At 27.8% G+C, this 15,994-nt stretch carries 11 protein-coding genes; 9 read left to right on the top strand and 2 right to left on the bottom strand.

All coding sequences use genetic code 11. From position 1 onward, the window contains the following. Window positions 1–510: 510 nt before the first annotated feature. Complete coding sequence (locus BW723_RS14740; protein ID WP_068358968.1) at window positions 511–801, bottom strand: DUF6266 family protein; 291 nt, start codon at window positions 799–801, stop codon at window positions 511–513. A gap of 888 nt (window positions 802–1,689) precedes the next feature. Between BW723_RS14740 and BW723_RS14735 the strand changes: the two genes are divergently transcribed. The 3 genes from BW723_RS14735 to BW723_RS14725 are packed head-to-tail and all read left to right on the top strand — an operon-like array spanning window position 1,690 to window position 6,112. Continuing rightward, a complete protein-coding gene (locus BW723_RS14735) occupies window positions 1,690–1,896 on the top strand; it encodes a helix-turn-helix domain-containing protein (protein WP_068358964.1) in 207 nt (68 codons plus the stop codon). Beyond that, entirely contained in the window at window positions 1,893–5,903 is a 4,011-nt protein-coding gene (locus BW723_RS14730) for a restriction endonuclease subunit S (protein ID WP_068358961.1), read from the top strand. The genes BW723_RS14735 and BW723_RS14730 overlap by 4 nt, the downstream gene beginning before the upstream one ends. Beyond that, a complete protein-coding gene (locus BW723_RS14725; RefSeq protein WP_068358958.1) occupies window positions 5,900–6,112 on the top strand; it encodes a hypothetical protein in 213 nt (70 codons plus the stop codon). Before BW723_RS14730 ends, BW723_RS14725 begins: the two co-directional genes overlap by 4 nt. A gap of 334 nt (window positions 6,113–6,446) precedes the next feature. Here the strand turns inward: BW723_RS14725 and BW723_RS14720 are convergent, their stop codons facing one another. Next, on the bottom strand, window positions 6,447–7,043 hold the full coding sequence (locus BW723_RS14720; RefSeq protein ID WP_068358955.1) for an NAD(P)H-dependent oxidoreductase: 597 nt from the start codon (window positions 7,041–7,043) through the stop codon (window positions 6,447–6,449). Between the two features lie 93 nt (window positions 7,044–7,136). On the opposite strand from BW723_RS14720, the gene BW723_RS14715 reads away from it, so the two are divergent. The 6 genes from BW723_RS14715 to BW723_RS14690 all read left to right on the top strand — a co-directional run bounded on the left by BW723_RS14715 (window position 7,137) and on the right by BW723_RS14690 (window position 15,428). Beyond that, window positions 7,137–8,039 (top strand): LysR family transcriptional regulator, encoded by a 903-nt coding sequence (locus BW723_RS14715; RefSeq protein WP_068358952.1) that lies wholly within the window; start codon window positions 7,137–7,139, stop codon window positions 8,037–8,039. A gap of 143 nt (window positions 8,040–8,182) precedes the next feature. After that, window positions 8,183–8,749, top strand: coding sequence for a Crp/Fnr family transcriptional regulator (locus tag BW723_RS14710; RefSeq protein WP_068358949.1), 567 nt, complete (start codon window positions 8,183–8,185; stop codon window positions 8,747–8,749). Between the two features lie 62 nt (window positions 8,750–8,811). Next, window positions 8,812–9,267: a DoxX family protein gene (locus BW723_RS14705; RefSeq protein ID WP_068358946.1), complete on the top strand. Its 456-nt coding sequence runs from the start codon at window positions 8,812–8,814 to the stop codon at window positions 9,265–9,267. Between the two features lie 637 nt (window positions 9,268–9,904). Next, the gene (locus BW723_RS14700) at window positions 9,905–11,614 is read left to right on the top strand and encodes a hypothetical protein (protein WP_068358944.1); all 1,710 of its coding nucleotides are present in this window, start codon (window positions 9,905–9,907) and stop codon (window positions 11,612–11,614) included. 194 nt (window positions 11,615–11,808) lie between these two features. Beyond that, window positions 11,809–14,346 carry a hypothetical protein gene (locus BW723_RS14695; protein ID WP_068358941.1) on the top strand — a complete coding sequence of 846 codons (2,538 nt, stop codon included), beginning with the start codon at window positions 11,809–11,811 and terminating at the stop codon, window positions 14,344–14,346. 467 nt (window positions 14,347–14,813) lie between these two features. Further along, a complete protein-coding gene (locus BW723_RS14690) occupies window positions 14,814–15,428 on the top strand; it encodes a DUF6515 family protein (protein ID WP_068358937.1) in 615 nt (204 codons plus the stop codon). Window positions 15,429–15,994 lie beyond the last annotated feature (566 nt).

Genomic DNA, 15,994 nt, shown 5'->3' with positions numbered 1-15,994 from the left:
AAAACTTATAATCTAATAATCTATATTCTAAACATCAAACAATCAGCACTATATATCATACATCAAACCCAAAACCTACTCCACAAAAAGCAAAAAAATAGTAACACCAAATGACTCTATTTGACACCATATGACACTACCTGACACTAGTTGACACCAAAAGCGCGATTATAGGGGGTTTTGTTCGAGTCTTGTTCGGGTTTCCTTCGGGTGAGGGTTGGGTGTATTTTTTAAAAATAGATGCTTTTCCGAACAAGACTCGAAGCAAACTGGAGCAAAACTTATAGAAAGGTGTTTTATTTGTGGTTTTTTTATGTTTTTTATCGGTTTTTGGGAGTTACTAATCCAATTGCTAACGAAATGATTGCTTCGAAAAAAATCTTTGTAATAAAGTTTATGAATTCAATAGCAAATATTAATTTAACCCTGTCATTTCGACTTTGCGGAGAAATCTCACCCAATAAACATCCAGTATTATCATTACTGCTCAGTCAGAAAACCTATTATTCATTACTCAAAACTTAAAACTAAATTTTTAAGATGATAGGAGGTAGCCAAGTTAGATCTCGATTTATCGCCCTGCGGACTCCCAAAATACTGACTTAGGATATCTACAATAGGGCTCAAGAACGAGATTAGGGTTTTAAACTTTAAACGTTGTTCCTCTTGTTTTGTAGTTGGAGTGTATTTACCACGTTGGGGTAAACTACGCATGATGTTTTTACCTCTCCATCGAGAGCCTACTACGTTACCTACTTTTCCAGAAAATCCACCAAGGATTCCTTTTTCGAATGTTACCATAATTGAATGGTTTTAAAATTAATATGTCCAAATTTAAAAGCTAATTTTTTAAAAACCAAGCACATGACCCCAATTGACCCTATTTGACCTCAATTGACCCTAATTGACCCTATTTGACCCTATCTGACCCCAACTGACCCTAATTGACCCTAATTGACCCTAACTGACCCTAACTGACTCTAATTGACCCTAACTGACCCCAACTGACCCTAACTGACCCCAACTGACCCCAACTGACCCTCAATGACCCTATTTTCTTGATTTTAGGGGGTTTTGTTCGAGTCTTGTTCGGGTTTCCTTCGGGTGAGGGTTGGGTGTATTTTTTAAAAATAGATGCTTTTCCGAACAAGACTCGAAGCAAACTGGAGCAAAACCTATAGAAAGGTGGTTTTTTTGTGGTGTTTTTATGCTATTTGCTTGATTTTTAAATGAAATTTACAAGGTAACTTAACTATAAAACCAAACTAAACACTAAAAAAGCCTGTAATTACAACTAATTATGCCTTAAAAAACAAACTAGGGAAGTATAGGATAATTTTTACTTATTAATAAAAACTAGCCTGTTAAGTTTGACATTAAAAAACTAAAGTTTATATTTATCAAAAAAAAAACAGGTCTAAACACAAATAATAAATTAAATAGTATAGGTATATTCCACTAAAAAAGAGGGATAAACTTATATAAGTTGTGTTTATGAACTAGTTAGCCACAAGCTCTGAAAAGCCAACGCGCAGTCAAGCACATTTCATTTTTTTCGTGCCTCAAAAAATAAAAAGAGCTTGCCTTTTCCCACTTCTCACTCTTACGGAATGATAATTTTAATACTCATTTAGTGAGTATATTGAAAATGTTATTTACTTTAGTGGACTGAATTAAAAAAAATTCAAAATGAACCGAATAAAAGAGGTTTTAGAACTGAAAGGAATTAAACAAATCTGGTTGGCTGAAAAGTTGGGAAAGAGTTACAATATGGTACACTCTTATGCTCAAAATAAAAGACAACCGAGTTTAGAAGACTTATATAAGATTGCAGAAATTCTAAATGTAGAAGTCAAGGATTTACTAATTGAAAGAAATACTAATTCTAATAAATGATCGATATTAAAAATTTTGAAACCGTTTTAAAACAACTGGAATTCAAACAGAATAAGAAAATATATTCTAAAAAATTTGAAAATGGAGCAATCCTTAAAGTCGATTTTAAGAATAAAAAATTAATTTTTCCAAAAGAAATTAAAAAAGGTGATGAAACAACAACTAATTTTCATCATTCTGAAAATTTCGTTGTATTCGAATGTGTGCATAATCTATTAAAAAAAGGATATAAAGCAGACCATTTAGAATTAGAACAACGTTACGGAAAAATTAAAAAGGAAGATGGAGGAGGAAAGGCAGATGTAGTCGTAAAAGACAACAATAATAAGGTTCTATTGATTATCGAATGTAAAACTTTTGGTAAAGAATTTGATCTACATTGGAAAAAAACAGAACTAGATGGAGATCAATTATTTCGCTATCTAACAAATAAAAGAGAAACACAATTTTTATGCTTGTATGCTTCTGGCTTTATTGATAACAAAATAATATCTCGATATAATCTAATTACTCTTAAAGACAATGAGTCTTATTTGAAAGAAAATGAAGGAAAAGAATTACTTTCCTTTTTTGACGCTAAACAAAAAAACAAAGAAGATATCTTTCTTGCTTGGAAGCAAACTTACGCTCAAGACTTCGCTACAATGGGAATCTTTGAAGAAGATATTCCTGCCTATAATATTGGGAAGACTAAATATTCCATTAAAGATTTAAGTACTATAAGTAGTAATGATATTCAAGGAAAATACCATCAATTCGCTACTATTTTAAGACAACATAATGTTTCTGGACGTGAAAATGCTTTTGACAAACTAGTAAACTTATTTCTCTGCAAAATTGTTGATGAAACCAACAACCCAGATGAATTAAAATTTTACTGGAAAGGAATAAATTATGATAACTTCTTTGATTTACAAGACCGTTTACAAAAGTTGTATCAAGAAGGAATGAAAAGGTTTCTTGGTGAAGATGTAACATATATTGACAACGAAGCAATAGATCAAGCTTTCCGTTTTTTTAAAAATGACCCTGATGCAACAAAGGAAACAATAAAAAAATATTTTAGAGAACTGAAATTCTTTACAAATAATGATTTTGCATTTATTGATGTTCACAATGAAAAACTTTTTTATCAAAATGCTGGTGTTTTACTTAAAATAGTAAAAATGCTACAAGACATTAAACTTAAAGATACTGATGAAGAACATCAATTTTTAGGAGATATGTTTGAAGGCTTTCTAGATCAAGGTGTAAAACAATCAGAAGGTCAGTTTTTCACACCTATGCCAATTGTTAAATTTATTCTTAAATCTTTACCTCTTGAAAGTATAATAAAAGACAATGAAAATATCCCAAAAGTTATTGATTATGCTTGTGGTGCAGGACATTTCCTAAATGAATACGCTCACGAAATAAAGCCTATCGTAAAACAACATAAAGAAACTGAAATTGAAAAATATTATGAATCTATTGTTGGTATTGAAAAAGAATACAGACTTTCAAAAGTAGCAAAAGTATCATCCTTTATGTATGGACAGGATGATATAAATATTGTATATGGTGATGCACTTGCTGAATTACCGAAAATAAATGATAATGAATACTCTGTTCTGGTTGCCAATCCACCTTACAGTGTGAAGGGTTACTTGGAAACACTTTCGGAGATAGATCGAAAGAAATATAATCTAACTAATACAATCTCTGAAAAAAGTTATCCCAATAATAATAGTATAGAAGCATTTTTCATTGAAAAAGCTAAACAACTATTAAAGCCTGGTGGTGTTGCTGGGATAATTTATCCATTACCTAATCTTACCAAAGGAAGTGCAAAAAGCACATCAAAAACTACAAATGTTTATGTATCTGCCAGAGAAATATTATTAAAATACTTCGATATTATAGCTATCGCAGAATTTGGTAGTGGCACATTCGGAAAAACTGGTACTAATACAGCCACTTTATTTATCAGACGAAAGAATGAGAACCCAGCACCTGCTGAACATTATAAAAACAGAGTTAATGACTGGTTTAAAGGTGATAAAACAAAAGAAGGTGTTTTTAAAGATGAACATTTAATTATAAAATATTGTGACCTTCAAGAAATAGAGTTTGCAGATTATCAAACGCTATTATTAAACAAACCTAATAATTCACTTTTAGAAACAGAGCTTTTTATTGAATACAGAAAGGATTTTGATAAATGGTCAGATATTATAAATCTAAAAAAATCTTTTTCAAAAAAGATAAGAGGATTGTCAGCTAAAACAGAAATAGAAATAAAACGGATTTTAAAGGCTAATAAAAAGGCAAGAACACAAGTTCAAATTAAAGCAATAGTAAAGCGAATTATACCAAAAAGAAAAGAATCACTTTTAGCTGAACAGGAGCTTGAAATTCAAAAACGTTTTCTCTCTTACATAGTAGAAGCTGAAAAGGACAAAATATACTATTTTGTTCTAGCAAGTTTAAATCCGCAAAAAGTATTAGTTTTAAAAAGCCCTACAACAACTTCCAAGATTAAAGAATTTTTGGGGTATGACTGGAGTGCAAAAAAAGGAAATGAAGGGATTAAATATTTAGGTGGAATTAAATTAGAAGACTTAATAGAGGAAGATAAAGATGATGATGATGGAAACGTTACTTTAGAAGAAGAAGATAAAAGAGTCTTAAGTAATCTTTTTAATCTAAACAACATAGAAACCCCTTTATATGATCCTAAAGATAAAAACAATAAGGAGAAAATAAATTATCTGATTTCACAAAATTTTAAAGGAGAAAACTTTGAAATTCCAATTGAATTAGAAGAACATCTTTCAAAAGTCTCATTAGAAAAAATGCTAGATTTTTCAAGACCAGACTTTAATAAATCAATTTCTCTTATTGGTGAAAAATTATACACAGAGTATGTATTCGATAAACATCCTTATGACAGAATAGAAAATCTATTGAAGGATGTCATTGGAAATAAAACCAAAATTGATAAAAACGAAATAAAAAGTAAAGGTAAATATCCAGTTATTACTCAAGAATCTTATAAATTGATTTCAGGATATTCTGATAATCCTGAACCTATATCAGATTTTCCATTAATAGTTTTTGGTGATCATTCATTCACATTTAAACTTATTGATTTTGATTTTATAAGAGGAGCTGATGGCACGCAATTAATGAAATTTGAAAATGATTTACTAACTAAATATGTTTTTCATTACACAAATTTAATTAGAGTAAATAGTCCCAAATATGAAAGACATTACAAATATTTGAAACAATATAAAATACCTGTACCATCACCAAAAATTCAAAGTAAAATTGTAATAGAATGTGATCAATTAGATTTAGAATTCAAAAAAGCACAAGAGATAATAGAAAAAGAAAGCACAAGCAGAAATGAATTGTACCACAAAATATATAACTCTGATTTACCATTAAAAACAATAGAACAAATAAGCATTGATACAGATTATGGCATTAACGAAGGAATGAACACTAAAGATATTGGTTACAAAATTTTTAGGATGAATGAAATAATTAACGGCTATATGTATGACAATGGCGAAATGAAACACGTTGATATTACTAAAGAAGAATTCAAAAAATACAAATTAGAAAGTGGTGACATACTTTTTAATCGTACCAACTCAATTGAACACGTTGGTAAAACGGGTTTATTTAATTTAAAAGGTGAATATTGTTTTGCTTCATACTTGATAAGAATAAAAGTTAATGTAAAAAAAGCATATCCTGAATATATCAATTATATAATGAATTCAAATAACTTTCAAACTATTGCAAAATCAAAAGCTTCTAAATCAATTAATCAAGCAAATATAAATGCAACAAAAATGAAGGCAATTAAGATACCTGTGCCTGAAGATTTGAATACACAAAAAGCATATAACAAAGAATTCAAAATATATGAAACTAAAATCAATAAGGCTCAATCTATAATTGATGGAATCAAAAAAAGTAAAGAAGAAATAATTATTAAATATTTGCAAAAATGAAGTATAAAATAATTGACATCAATATTGGTGATGAAGTCTATTTTGAATCAACACCATCTCAATCAAATCACGATTTATATTGGCAAGTAATTGATATAAATGAAAAGATGAATACTTTAATAGTTCAACTTGATGAAATGGGATTTGATGATTTGAGGTGGTCAATTTCAATAAAAGAAGTAAAACAACATTTGTCAAGAAAGAATTAGCCATCGCAAGGTTCAAGCACATTTATTTTTTGCAAACACTAAAAAGCCAACGCACAAAAAAATAAAAGAGCTTAAACCGCCAACGCTAACAAGTTTACGGAATAAAGCCAGTGGCTAACAACGTGTATAAAACATAGCTATTATAGGCTTTCCGAAAGGTTTTTGTATATTTATAAAGTATGCCAAATTTTTAATTTGGTAATATTTAGAAAAGAAAATTAAACATAAAAATTAAAAATTCGGCTCGTGCTAAATCCGAAAAGTTAGCGTTTATTTATACGCTACGTTTCATACACAAGACCGTTGTAAAATATTTCGAAACGAAACCAGATAATTACAAATTAGTCATTAAATCATTTAAAAAAGTACTGTAATTATTCAACTCAAAAGGAACATCTGCATTTTTTTCCATATCGTGAAAATGATGATTTGCTAATAATTCCATTCCTGTAAAAGCATTCATTCTGTGAAACCCAAACATGACACCTTCATCTACACTTTTTTGATTAAAAAATTCATTTTCTAAAGTAAATGCGGTTTTAGGTGCATTCCAACTTGTAGTAAGTATATATTTTTTTCCGTGCATTAAACCACCAGTCCCGTAATTGATGTTTGGATTTTTTCTGCTTCTTCCGTCACTTGTATAAATTCCATTTTGATGACCTTCCGTAAAAACTTCATCTATATATTTTTTAAATCCAAAAGGTATTTGAAACCACCAAATTGGCGTGTGATAAATCACTAAATCTGCCCACTTAAATTTTTCTACTTCTTCGTTTGCATTATAATTGTCGCCCACTTGGGTAAATTTCACTTCAAACCCCTCACTTGTATCAAAATATGAAATAGTAGTATTGAAAAGTGTTTCGTTAAATCTTCCTCCAGAATGTGCAAATGGATGACCTCCATTAATGATAAATATATTTTTCATTTGTCTCTTATTTTATTTAAAACAAAATTATAGTAATATTTATTATTGTAAAAATAATACAAATCATACCTTTGTATTAATATTTTGATAGCTATGGTGAATTTAGAATGGTATAGAACATTTAAGGAAATATATGAAAACGGAACTTTAACTAAAGCTTCTATTGCTTTATATGCTTCTCAACCCGGAGTTAGTGTTCATTTAAATGCACTAGAAGCTTATGTTGGCAAAAAACTATTTGAACGTACTTCGAGAAAAATGATTCCAACAGAGGATGGAAAATTTTTATACGAATATATTATTGAATCTTTAAAAAAACTTGAAATAGCAGAACAGCATTTTAAAAAAACAACGCAAGAAAAAAATCCATCTCTAAACATTGGAATGTGTTCTGAAATGTTTCAACTTATTATTGAACCCGAAATTCCCAAACTAGACTTTGACCTAGTCGCTAGATTTGGAGCTCATACAGACTTAATAAAAGATCTAAACAATGGAATTTTAGATTTAGTAATAACACCTAAACAACAAAATGAAAAAAAATCATTAGTTGAGTATATTCCGTTTTCAAAAGAAAGAATTGTTTTAATAGCAGGAAATAAAACGAATGTAACTAAAATACAAAAACACATTAAATCTAAGGATTTAAGTAAGTTAGAGGACGAACTACTTCAAAATATTTGGTATAGTTCATCAAACGAAATGGAACATTTTAGACGTTTTTGGTTTGAGAATTTTAACAAGAAACCTGCTTTTAAACCCAACTACATTTTACCAAATATTACTTCTATTATAAGATGTTTAAACAATGGAAACGGACTTGCATTAGTTCCAGATTTTTTATGTCAAGAACAAATCTTAAGAAATGAAATAAATTTAGTTTGGGAAGGAAAAGTAAAAACGGAAAACACTTTATATTTTGCATCTAGAACAGATTTGAAGTACAAAAAAGAATTAGATATAATTAAGAATATATTTACATCAAAAATGAAATAAACGCAGTACATTACTTTATATAATTTATTGCTGGTTCAAGACAAATCACAAAAATATGAGCAAACTTTTTATCTGTTATGATTTGCTAAATTTACACAAAACCAATACAACAATCTTAGCCTCACAAATTAAAAAATACTGAAATGAACGAAATTAGAAAGTTTATTGATCATATTTCTCCTATGAACGATGCTGACTGGAAATTTTTCTCTTCTAAACTACAAGAGGTAAAACTTAAAAAAAACACCACAATATTAAAAATGGGCAATGTGGAAAATTATTTGTCTTTTATTACTAAAGGCATCGTTCGGCTTTACATTCCTAGAGAATCAGCAGATTTAACTTTTGGTTTTTTATTCAACAACGAATTTGTCACTGCCTATGATTCTTTTATCACGCAAAGTCCATCAGAATATCAAATAGAAACATTAGCAGAAACAACCCTATGGAAAATTTCTTACAAAGATTTACAACAAGTCTATAAAACAACAGATAACGGAAATACTATAGGTCGTAAAATGGCAGAAAAGATGTTTCTAATAAAATCTAAAAGAGAGCTTGCTTTATTAAGTAAAACAGCAGAAGAAAGATATTTCGATTTATTTTCTGAAAGACCAAAATTACTACAACAAATTCCTTTAAAATATATAGCTTCTTATATTGGTGTAACACCACAAGCTTTAAGTAGAATAAGAAAACGCATTACTTAACCTGGGTTCATTTTTTTTATCCATACTTTTCTAAACTTTGCACCTTAATAATTTAGAAAAATATGAAACCTTTATTAATCCTTTTATCAACTTTTACCTTAGCACTAATTATAATTAAGTTGATATATAAAGAATACTATTTTGCTTTATCTGCAAGAATTGCAATGGCTGTAATGCTTCTTTTTACAGCAATAGGGCACTTTGTATTTACAAAAGGAATGTCTATGATGATACCTGGATTTATTCCTTTTAAAACGCTTTTTGTTTACCTAACAGGAATCTTTGAAATTTTACTTGCCATAGGGCTATGCACCCACAATCTAAAAGTTTTATCTGGGTACGCACTTATTATTTTTCTTTTGCTAATGTTGCCCGCAAATATATATGCTTCTATAAACAATGTAAACTACCAAGAAGGTACATTTAATGGAAATGGACTTGCATATTTATGGTTTCGAATACCTTTACAAATCCTATTTATAATCTGGACTTATATAAGTACAATTGCTATTAAATAAATTTAGCTAAGGGCTAAAGAATTTATATAATTTATAATTTTTTATCTTTGTTTAAGTTAAGGCTTATTTAGGGGGTAAGTCTTGTTCGGGTTCTTTAGGTGAGCTAGGGTCTTAATTTTTAAAAAAGAACCCTTTTCCGAACAAGACCCCAAAGTGGACTTGAATCAATCCCTATTCAAATGATGTTTATTCTTCTTTTTTTATGTTTTCTATCGGTTTTTGGGAGTTACTAATCCAATTGCTAACAAAATGATTGCTTCGAAAAAAAACTTTGTAATATAGTTTATGAATTCAATAGCAAATATTAATTTAACCCTGTCATTTCGACTTTACGGAGAAATCCCACCTAATAAACATCTAGTATTGTCATTCCTGCGTAGGCAGAAAACTCAAAACTCTTTACCCCACCCAACGTTGTATCTAACACAACGTTAGTACAGTGGAGAAACCTCAAGCTTTATACGAAACGAATGTTGGGTAACATATAATGCTGTATTAGCTAATAATAGTAAGTGTAATCATAATTAGAGTATAAAAAGTAAATGTCAATGATATAGTGCTTTAACTTTAAAATTACTTATTAATAGGTATTTTTAAAGCATTTTTTATTGCTATTTTGGTCAAAATATTAATTATCATGAAAAAAACATTTCTTTTACTGTGTTTATTTAGTTATATACTTTTAAATGCACAAACATCTACAATTGAAAAAGAAAAAGTATTTGAAACAAAATTAAAAGATGTTTTAGATAAATATACTACTAGCACTGAGATGGTTGATAATGACTCCAAAAAAAAGACTCAAATAATAGAACCTATACTGCAAAACAAACGCCTTACAAAAGCTTTTAATCAAATAATATTTAGCAATTCAGATTTAGTAGATAATGCATCTGCTTTTGGTATTTCACAAAATAAAGAAGGTACAACAGTTTCTATAAATTCTTATTTTCATTTAAGTGGTAAAAGTAGAAACCAACTATTTTTAAAAGCAGGTATCAATTCGGTTGGTGGTAGTGGTATATTTAATTTATATGCAAGAGATGCTTGGAAAAGTAGTATTGGTGGTAATTTAGGATTTATTTGGAAAGTAGGAGGTAGTACTTTAACTAATGAAAATATTCCTAAACTAGATTACAACCTTGTGCTTAGAGAAATTTACATAAGAGACAGTATTTTAAAAGATCTAACTGTAAATTATAGTTTAAAAAATTACCAAGAAATTAGAAGTAAGTATGTACAATTAAAGAATTATCCACAGATAAAAGAGTATAAAGACAAAAAAGAGCTTTTAATTGCTTACCTAAAAATTTTAGAAAAAAACGAAACTTTTTACAAAGAATTAGAAGGTAATAAAAGCTTAAAAAAGCCTGTACAAACTCAAATTCAAAAAGAAAATAACGAAAAAAGCTCAGAAGAGACAAAAAATGAGGTTAATCTTAAATTTGCAACCTATACAAATACAGAAAACAATAATAACGACAAAATCATATCACTTTTATTAAAAGAGTTTTGGTCAGAAAAAAATGAATTAAATACTATTGAAAAAGTTGGAATATTGCAAAAAATAGCTAAAATATTTGAATTTAAAAAAGATACAAAACTAAAAAGTGAAATAAAAAAAGTAGCAGCAGTTTACGATGACAAACATATAAAAAATACGGGTTATTCTTTTCATTGGCTAGATTTAAATACAGCATTAAATAATAATACATTTGGTTTTTCTGAAGCTAAAGAAAATATAAACAGTGATGTTAAAGAGGCTTTTGATGCATATGAAGCAACAAAAACAGGTATTAATAAATTAAAAGTTGCTGTAGATATTAATTATAATTATACAAGTAATAAAACTAGAGGAGTATGGTATCTAAAAGCGGGTCTACAATATAATTCTGGTTCCTTTTTAAACAGCAACCTGATTAGTGGTACACCTCATATAGATAGTTCTAATTCTACAGGACTGTTTTTAATTAAAGATTATATTGACGAAGAGGCACAGGATGATGTTCTAGGAGCATTTGATAGTATTAAAAAGAATTTAAAGTTTGGTGCATTCAATTTTTATACAGCCTATTATTTTGGTAAAAAGAAATCCATAGGTGTAAATTTGAGTGCTGCGCATAGATACTTAATTAGTAAACCAGAGCATACTTTTTATAAGAACAACTATTCAATTTTTTTAGGTCCTATTTTCAGAAAAACAAAAGCAGATGATGATACTGGATTAACTTTTGGTATTGATATAGGGTATGATAATGCATTATATAGCAGGAATGCGAAAGACAACTTTGTTGCCAGAATTAGAGTAGGTATACCTATTAAGCTATATGATATTAAAAATAATTAATTTATGCATTACGTTAAAATTTAGGGTATTTTATTATTTTTCTTTTAACAACCATATTTTCTTCTAAAATAAAATTGTAATTTATTGATATTGTGTTAAATACCTATTTGTAGGTATGTTTTGTCGTTAATTATAGTATTAGTTTTATAAACACTTATAAATCAGTAAACTATATTAACTAAAACAAGATCATCATGAAAAAAATTCTACTAGTACTAGTTATTGTATTTTGTTATACTACAAAATATACTGCTCAAGAAAGTCAAGACCCTTCATTATCTGTAGGTTTAGAATCATTAACCTTTGGCAAAGGGACTATTGATGTTGATGCTTTAAGAAAAGTTTTAGTTCGTAAACAAAATGAATTAAAAAAAGAAGGTTTAAAACGATTCATTTTTGGAAAACTACCTGATTATCATTATTCTACAAAGCTTTTTCTTCAAAATAGTATAACTACATTAATTGAAGAAAAAAACCAAAATATCATTGAAAAAGAGCTTTTAGAACTTTCTACTAATTATTCATTAATTCTTGGATTTGCTAATATTTATGAACAAATTTATTATCAAAAAAATAAAGATTCTATTACTACTGTATACTTTGATTCTATTAAACCTAAAATGTCAAAAAAATTAAAAAAACAATTTTTAATTGATATTGTGGGTACTTCTTTGAGTAATAATAAACTTTTAAAAAGTAGAGGTTTTTTTGATTTCGATTCAAAAATTGACTATTCAGCTTCCAACTTTTATAATGAGAAGTTTAAGTCAGATAAAATTGACAAAGAAGTTAGAAAAAAAGATAGTATTGTAATAGTTGAATTAAAAAAATCTATTGATAAGGTTGTTACTTCTTATTTAAGTAGTTATAAGTATGTAAAAAAAATTCTAAAGAATAAAGATTATTCAAAATTAAAGAATATAAAAGACTTGTATTTAAGAGAGTCTAAAACAGCATTGCTAAATAAAAATAATTTATTTGAACAGCTAGCTAAAAATAATAAAGATTCAAAATTTATAAATGCTTTAGAAGTTTCTGTAAAAATTAGCCAAACAATAAGTCTAATAGATTTGTATAATGAGAAAATTAATGAATTTAAGCAAAGTATTATAAATAATAGTATTTCAGATACAGTTAACATCGGTCCTAGTAATCAAGATAATTTAAGATCAAATTTAGAAAAAACAAAAAAAATAGTTGAAAATTATCACAATTACCTTCCAAATTTAAAAAATAAGGTTGATACTATATATTCATTAATTAGAGAAATCAATAAAAAAACCATTGATACTATTCCAAATAAAAATGTATTTACTAAATTAAAGGCTAAGGTAGAAAAGTTTAAAAATTTATATGAAAAAGATTTCACTTTTAATAAAGAATTAGAGACTTATTATCCTTTAATCACGAAAGAACTGCAAGAGATAAGAGAGTTAGACTCGATAACTATAGATACTGTTAAATGGTACAATAAAAAGGTACAGAAAAAACTAAATGATTTTAAAATTAAAACCTTTGCAAAAAAAATAGGTATTATTGATATTTCAGCCATTACTTCATTTGAAAAAAAATTTCAAAAATATCAAGAAGAGCTAAAAGAGATTGCTATAAAAGATTTAAGTTTTTTAAAGCAAATTATGGGGAATGTTTCAAAAGAAATACTTTCTGAAAACTTTAATAATAATGATACTCTATTTTTAAAAAATAATGTAGATTTTTTTACTGATTTATATATTAAAACAAAGGAATTATCTGAAAAAGAAGAATTAAAAATAGATGATGTATTGTATTTTGAAGAAGATGTTTTACCAAAACTGATAAAAGCAAAACTGTTGGTAACTGATAGAGCAAATGATTCAATTATTGATAAAATGATTAAGGCTACAGACGGTATAATTCCTTTAATGAAATATTATTTAACACCAAAAGAATTAAATCATTTAGAGCTTAATCAAGATATTATAACATTTTTTGAGTTTATCTCTAATATTGATAGGCTTGATAAAGCCAATACTTTTTCATTTATACTTCAGCTTCTAGATGAATCACATAATTTTGTTGTTACAACAATGGATAATAAAGAAGATAAAGAGGGAAATATAGATGAATTTCGAAGGATTTATGAAAAACTTTTAAATGGCATAGAAAAATACACTATCGTTAACAGTACAAAAGAAATCATAGAAATAGATATATTATCTTTTTTAAATACTTTTGTAGAACAATATAATAGAGAAAATGAATATGGTAAACACTCTATTTATTTTACAATAGGTATTAGCCAAAATGTCTTGCTAAAAAAATATAAATATGAATCGGATGGTGTAATCGAGAACATAAATTCAATTGGTTTTGCCTCTGAAAAAATTGGGTATAAATTTAAGATAAAAGGTTTTAAAAATAGTGATTATGCAGATAAAATGGCAAAATCTATAATAAATACTGAAGACATAAAAAATGAACCTAATCCTTTTGTAAATCAATGGTATTTTACCATTTATGGTTCAGGTTTATTATATAAAATAGCTAATCTTACCACAGATCAGAACTTTGATTTTTCTCATGTTGGTTTAGGTACAGGTTTAAGATTTTATAATTCTTTGGATTTAAATTTTTCAATTGGTTTTCCCTTTATTGAAAATCAGAGGTTTGGTAATAATGCATTTTTAGGTATTTCAATGGACATACCTATAGGAGAGTATATTTCAGCAATTGGAACCGGTAATCAATAAGATATAGCTCTATTTTATTATGGGGCTATTTAAAATACTATGTTTTCTATGTTACTATGTGTTCAATCTAACCCACTCAAAATACAAATCAACAACTGTCAGTTCGAGTGAATTTTTCGATTGCAATGAGAAAAATTAGTATCGAGAACACGAGTTTTATAATTTATGTTCTTATGAGATTTCTCCATAAAGTCGAAATGACAAGGAGTAAAAACAACAGTTAATTAAGAAAATTCAAATACTATGTTTTCTATGTTTCTATATGATAAAAAAAACACAAAAAACTAGTCAATAACATACTAAACCAAAATATCTGTTCTATAAAAAACACCATTCTGTAGTTAGAATAACTGCAAACGTCTATTTTCTTTTTTTAACTTTTATTTAAAAGATACCTTTAAACTATCAATGCAAAACAAGGTCTTAGTATTGATAACAAAAAGAAGTTTAATTTAAAAAGTAGCATTATGAACGTTAGGATATCAAAGTTTATTTTACCTTCTTTATTTGTGTTGGCAATCAGCACGCAAGCCAATGCACAATCTAGAAGAGATACAAGTACTAAAAAAACAACAACAGTAACTAAAAGAACAGTAACTACGAATAGCAATAATAGAACCAGTACTACAAAAAGAGTACCTAGATCTACGGTAACGTATAAAAAATCATCTAGAAAAGTGGTAGCTGTAAGAAATGTACCAAACAAAAGAACAGTAAGTTTTAGAGGTAACAACTACTATTATGCCAACAACCGTTATTATACCTATTCTAGGGGACTATATATAGCGATTGCGCCTAAAGTGGGTTTTCGCATAAACATTCTACCTGCTAACCACAGAAGAATCCGTTTCAACAACAATAACTATTATTATACAGAAGGTGTTTTTTACATACAAAGTAATAATGCTTATGAGGTGGTAGATCCAGAAATAGGAACCATTGTTTACGAACTACCAGATGAAGTTGAAAAAGTAGTTATAGACGGACAAACATATTACGAATACGCTAACATATTGTACGAAAAAGTACAAGTAGATGGTATGAGAGCCTACGAAATAGTAGGAATTATAGAAATGAATTAAGTTTCAATTTGGTTGATTGATTAGTGATTGAGGAGTGCATATAGTACAAATTATATGTGCTCTTTTTTATTAGATTTTACTGTCAGTTTGAGTGCATTTTACGATTGTAAAGAGAAAAACTAGTATCGAGAACAGTTATTTTACCATCTAAATATTTATACGATTCTTCAATAAATCAAAATGTTAGATATCTAAAAATTAAGTTAAAGACTTGTTAAAGTGGTGTTTAGTAAAAAACGTTCGTCTATATAAAAGTGTTTTTAGTAGACACGAAAAAGTCATATACCTATTTTGCTTCATTTAAAATTTCAATAAATACTAATTTTACACGATCAATACAAAACAAGATTTTTTATTGATAACAAAAGTAGGTTTGATAGTTAATAATGGTAGTTTACCCAACCGAACAGCAGTAGAAAAAGTGCTTATGAAGATGTAGTGTTTTTAGCACTAAATGAAAAGTGATTCGATTGGGGGATTGAATTGCAAGAGTACATAACCGTAAAAGGTTGTGTGCTCTTCTCTTTTACACACCTTTTAGCTCAATTAAAACCTAAACTGTCAGT

Origin of the sequence: Polaribacter reichenbachii (assembly GCF_001975665.1) — a bacterium.
In the GTDB taxonomy this organism is placed as follows: domain Bacteria; phylum Bacteroidota; class Bacteroidia; order Flavobacteriales; family Flavobacteriaceae; genus Polaribacter; species Polaribacter reichenbachii.
This window is presented reverse-complemented; position numbering and strand designations above follow the sequence as displayed.

Excerpts from the sequence above, each read along its gene's own strand:
- BW723_RS14695 (WP_068358941.1), top strand. The coding sequence starts at position 11,809 with ATGAAAAAAATTCTACTAGTACTAGTTATTGTATTTTGTTATACTACA.
- BW723_RS14725 (WP_068358958.1), top strand. The coding sequence starts at position 5,900 with ATGAAGTATAAAATAATTGACATCAATATTGGTGATGAAGTCTATTTT.
- BW723_RS14710 (WP_068358949.1), top strand. The coding sequence starts at position 8,183 with ATGAACGAAATTAGAAAGTTTATTGATCATATTTCTCCTATGAACGAT.
- BW723_RS14735 (WP_068358964.1), top strand. The coding sequence starts at position 1,690 with ATGAACCGAATAAAAGAGGTTTTAGAACTGAAAGGAATTAAACAAATC.
- BW723_RS14690 (WP_068358937.1), top strand. The coding sequence starts at position 14,814 with ATGAACGTTAGGATATCAAAGTTTATTTTACCTTCTTTATTTGTGTTG.
- BW723_RS14705 (WP_068358946.1), top strand. The coding sequence starts at position 8,812 with ATGAAACCTTTATTAATCCTTTTATCAACTTTTACCTTAGCACTAATT.
- BW723_RS14740 (WP_068358968.1), bottom strand. The coding sequence starts at position 801 with ATGGTAACATTCGAAAAAGGAATCCTTGGTGGATTTTCTGGAAAAGTA.
- BW723_RS14715 (WP_068358952.1), top strand. The coding sequence starts at position 7,137 with ATGGTGAATTTAGAATGGTATAGAACATTTAAGGAAATATATGAAAAC.
- BW723_RS14700 (WP_068358944.1), top strand. The coding sequence starts at position 9,905 with ATGAAAAAAACATTTCTTTTACTGTGTTTATTTAGTTATATACTTTTA.
- BW723_RS14730 (WP_068358961.1), top strand. The coding sequence starts at position 1,893 with ATGATCGATATTAAAAATTTTGAAACCGTTTTAAAACAACTGGAATTC.
- BW723_RS14720 (WP_068358955.1), bottom strand. The coding sequence starts at position 7,043 with ATGAAAAATATATTTATCATTAATGGAGGTCATCCATTTGCACATTCT.